Genomic DNA, 3,429 nt, shown 5'->3' with positions numbered 1-3,429 from the left:
CTCAAGGGCCTCGGCGAGATCGACCTCGATCGGGATGCCCTGGCTCGCGACCTCGACGGCAACTGGGAGGTGCTCGGCGAGGCCATCCAGACGGTGATCCGCGCCGAGGTGACCGCCGGTCGCAGCTCGATCGAGGATCCGTACGCGCTGCTGAAGGAGCTCACGCGCGGCCACCGCGTCGGCGGCGACGAGCTGCGGGCCTTCGTCGACGGCCTCGACATCTCGGACGCCGCGAAGGCGCGGCTGCGCGAACTGACCCCAGCGGGCTACGCCGGTCTCGCGGGCGAGCTCGCGCGGCGCGTCGCGCGCTGACGCGGGCGACCCGCGCCGGGCATCCGCTCAGTCGTGGGGGGTGTTCGGCGGCAGCTCGCCGTCCATGGGCTTGTTGGGCGTGATCGCCAGCATGAGCATCGACACGACGATGAGGTCGATGACGAAGGTCGCGCCGAGCACGATCGCCGCGAAGGCGAGATCGCGCGTCACCATGAAGATGACGCCGCCCGCGAAGAGGGCGATGATGCCGGCGAAGCCGATGAGCTCGGCCGGGCGCAGGCGCTCGCGGCGACGGGGTTCGGTCATGAGGGGGAGTGCTCCTTCGAAGCGGTGCCGCGCGGCAGGCTGAGGGCGGCGATGACGAGGAAGACGCCGACGACGACGCCGTAGGCGCCGAGGAAGCCGACGGCCGAGACGGGGTCGCTGATGAGGGCGATCACGAGGGCGAGACCGAGCGTGCCGGCGCCGACGACGAGGGCGTCGCGGGCGACCGGATGCCCGGCACCGGCCCGCGCGCCCGCCGCGCCGCGGCGGTGCCGCAGCCCCCACACGAGCTCGAGCGCCCCGGCGATGGTCGCCCACGCGCCGAGGATCAGCAGCAGGAAGCTCAGACGCGTGCCCGGCAGCACGAGGGCGATGGTTCCGGCGAGTCCGGCGCCGACGCCGAGGCCGAGGTGGAGGTCGCGCAGCGCCTCACCGCGCGGCAGCCGCAGCGCGCCGCCGATGAGGGCGACGGCGCTCGCGAGGCCGAGCACGCCGAGGGCGAGCAGGCCGAGGCGGGAGGAGTGGTCGGCAGTGAAGGTGATGCCGAGGCCGACGCCGATCGCGGGCAGGGCCCGCGCGATCATCGCGGCGCGCAGCGCACCGGCCTCGACCGGATCGCCGGCGGGTGCACCGACTTCCGACGCGTCGTCGCGGGCGGGGTCGAGCTCGGTCATGGCTCCAGCCTAGGCCGCGCCGGCCGTGCGAACTCTGCGCACGAGCGCGCGCACCGGCATCGGCGTGTAGGTTCCCGCTTGAGATGACATGAAACCCTCGCGATTCCACGGTAGTTGACAACGGTTTCAGGGCCAGGATTCCACGCGAAATGGCATTTTCCTACAGTTGGCCCGACTCAACTCAGATGCCCGCTTGCGGCAGGCAGATCGACCTAGAGTGTGTTAACGATGGCCAACCTGGGGCTCGGCATCGTATTCGTCGCCGTGCCTTGGCTCTACATCGACCTGAACGCCGCTGGAGTGCTCTATTTCGCGTGGCTGGCGTCCGCAACGCTGCGCCCCGACGGCAAGGGGCTATTCGAGGCACAATCTCTCGCGCGCGACTCCCGGTTGAAGCTGTTCCGGATGGGGCTCGTCACCAACCTGCTCAACCCCAAGGCCGCCGTCATGTACCTCGCGATCATCCCGCAGTTCATAGATCACGGGCAGGGAAACACGACCGCTCAGGGATTCGTTCTCGGCGAAGTTCAGATCATCGTCAGCATGATCGTCAACTCCCTCATCGTGCTGGGCGCCGGCACAATCTCCGGATTCGTGTCGACGCGACCCACGTGGATCAAATGGCAGCGTTGGGTCACCGGCACCCTGCTCAGCACAGTGGCGGTCATGCTGGCCAGAGAGGTCCCGCAAAGCAGCTCGCCCCTGAACCGGGCGATCATGCTGCAGGACCTCCGTGAGACGCCGCTCAGATAGACCGTCCTCCGGAAGCTCGACGAGTACGAATGACCCTTTCTGAAGGGATCGAGCAGGACTGTTGTTCTGCACAGATTCTGCTAGGTAGAGTGGGAGTCCATCCGACGGAACCCGCCGTCGGTGAACAAAGGAGTTCCAGAATGCGCATCGTCTTGGTTCATGGAGGTTGGCAGGGTGGTTGGGCGTGGGACGGCGTTGTCGCTGAGCTCACGAAGGCAGGCCACGAGGTATGGGCCCCAACCTTGCAGGGTCTCGGTGACAACGACGACCGTGCAGGTGTCACGCTCTCGACCATGGCGGACAATCTCATCGGCCGGATCGCCGACAAGGGGTGGGACCGGTTCGTCGTAGTCGGCCACAGTGGCGGCGGCCCGATCATCCAGCTCGTAGCTGAGGCGATGCCGGAGCAGGTGGAGCAGGCGATCTTCATCGACGCGTGGGTACTCGCCGACGGCGAGTCGATCAATGCGATCCTCCCCGCCGAGTTGGCGAATTTCGCCCGTGGCACAGCCGCATCCTCGCCCGACCAGAGCGTGCCGATCCCGCCGCAGCTATTCATGACGGCTTTCTTGCAGGACGGATCGGAGGAGCTTCACGCGCAGGTCGAGCCCCGTCTGGTGCCGTCGCCTGGCGGTTGGCTCGACGAGCCGATCCGTCTTCGGTCGGCCGGCACCGGTGACGTGCCGAGCGGCTACATCTTCCTGCAAGAGGATCGGGCTGTGCCGCAGGAGTTGTACCGCGCATCAGCAGACCGGCTCACGAACCCGACGACCGCGAGCTCGCCGGGGAGCCACATGGCCATGTTGACGCGCCCGGTGGAGCTGGCAGCAGCCATCGTCTCCGTTATGTCGTGACGACGTTTCGCTCTTTCGCGACTTCCGCTGGGACCGTCGCTTACGCCGAATGGCTGCCCGGCGGCCCCGCCCGTGCGACGGTGCTGCTCGTTCACGGCGGGGGGGTGGGCCCCGATGGCTGGAGTCGAGCGATCGGCGGGCGACCCGGGTGGGCGCCCCGTCTCGCCGAAGCCGGATACCGCGCGGTCGTGATGACGTGGCCTGGGTTGTCGGCTGGCGGCGCATGGGACCCCGACACGCGGCTGGATGGGGCGGCGGTCGCCGGCGCGATCGTGGAGCTAATCGCTGCGCTCGGCGGCCCGGTCGTCCTCGTGGTCCACTCCATGTCCGCCGCTTTCGGTTATCGGGTCGCTTTCCACCATCGGGATTCACTGATCGCCCTAGTCGCGCTGGCACCCGCTCCCCCCGGGGACATCCAGCCCGAGCCCGCCGTGCTGGAGGAGGTCGCCGATCACATCGTCGTCCAGGGACGCCCGCTCACCTGGAGGCTTCCCCGCCGCGAGGCCGTCACGCGACACGACGTCAAGGCCGTCGAGTACCACGTGCGCGAGCGCCTGGCCGAGCTCGGCCTCGGGCACATCGCCGAGCTCACCCACTTCGCCTGCACGAGC

General features: G+C 68.7%; 5 protein-coding genes and 1 pseudogene. 4 read left to right on the top strand and 2 right to left on the bottom strand.

Annotation, left to right across the window (positions count from 1 at the left end; genetic code table 11):
- Positions 1–312, top strand: a pseudogene (locus tag ID804_RS12090) (adenylosuccinate lyase); the annotation flags it as partial.
- Between the two features lie 27 nt (positions 313–339).
- On the opposite strand, the gene ID804_RS12085 reads toward ID804_RS12090, so the two are convergent.
- Together ID804_RS12085 and ID804_RS12080 are read right to left on the bottom strand one after the other, a co-directional pair.
- The gene (locus ID804_RS12085; protein WP_169080455.1) at positions 340–579 is read right to left on the bottom strand and encodes a hypothetical protein; all 240 of its coding nucleotides are present in this window, start codon (positions 577–579) and stop codon (positions 340–342) included.
- Positions 576–1,211: a hypothetical protein gene (locus tag ID804_RS12080; RefSeq protein WP_169080453.1), complete on the bottom strand. Its 636-nt coding sequence runs from the start codon at positions 1,209–1,211 to the stop codon at positions 576–578. The genes ID804_RS12085 and ID804_RS12080 overlap by 4 nt, the downstream gene beginning before the upstream one ends.
- A 228-nt stretch (positions 1,212–1,439) precedes the next feature.
- Here ID804_RS12080 and ID804_RS12075 point away from each other — a divergent pair, with 228 nt between their 5' ends.
- The 3 genes from ID804_RS12075 to ID804_RS12065 all read left to right on the top strand — a co-directional run.
- Positions 1,440–1,964: a LysE family translocator gene (locus tag ID804_RS12075; protein ID WP_169080451.1), complete on the top strand. Its 525-nt coding sequence runs from the start codon at positions 1,440–1,442 to the stop codon at positions 1,962–1,964.
- 140 nt (positions 1,965–2,104) lie between these two features.
- Positions 2,105–2,818: an alpha/beta fold hydrolase gene (locus ID804_RS12070; RefSeq protein WP_169080449.1), complete on the top strand. Its 714-nt coding sequence runs from the start codon at positions 2,105–2,107 to the stop codon at positions 2,816–2,818.
- Positions 2,815–3,429: alpha/beta hydrolase (locus ID804_RS12065; RefSeq protein ID WP_169080447.1), on the top strand; the 615-nt coding region annotated here is incomplete at its 3' end. The genes ID804_RS12070 and ID804_RS12065, both read left to right, overlap by 4 nt.

It is taken from the genome of Microcella alkalica (genome assembly GCF_014595885.1).
In the GTDB taxonomy this organism is placed as follows: domain Bacteria; phylum Actinomycetota; class Actinomycetes; order Actinomycetales; family Microbacteriaceae; genus Microcella; species Microcella alkaliphila_B.
The sequence above is the reverse complement of the archived record's forward strand: the minus strand, read 5'-3'. Positions and strand labels throughout refer to the sequence as shown.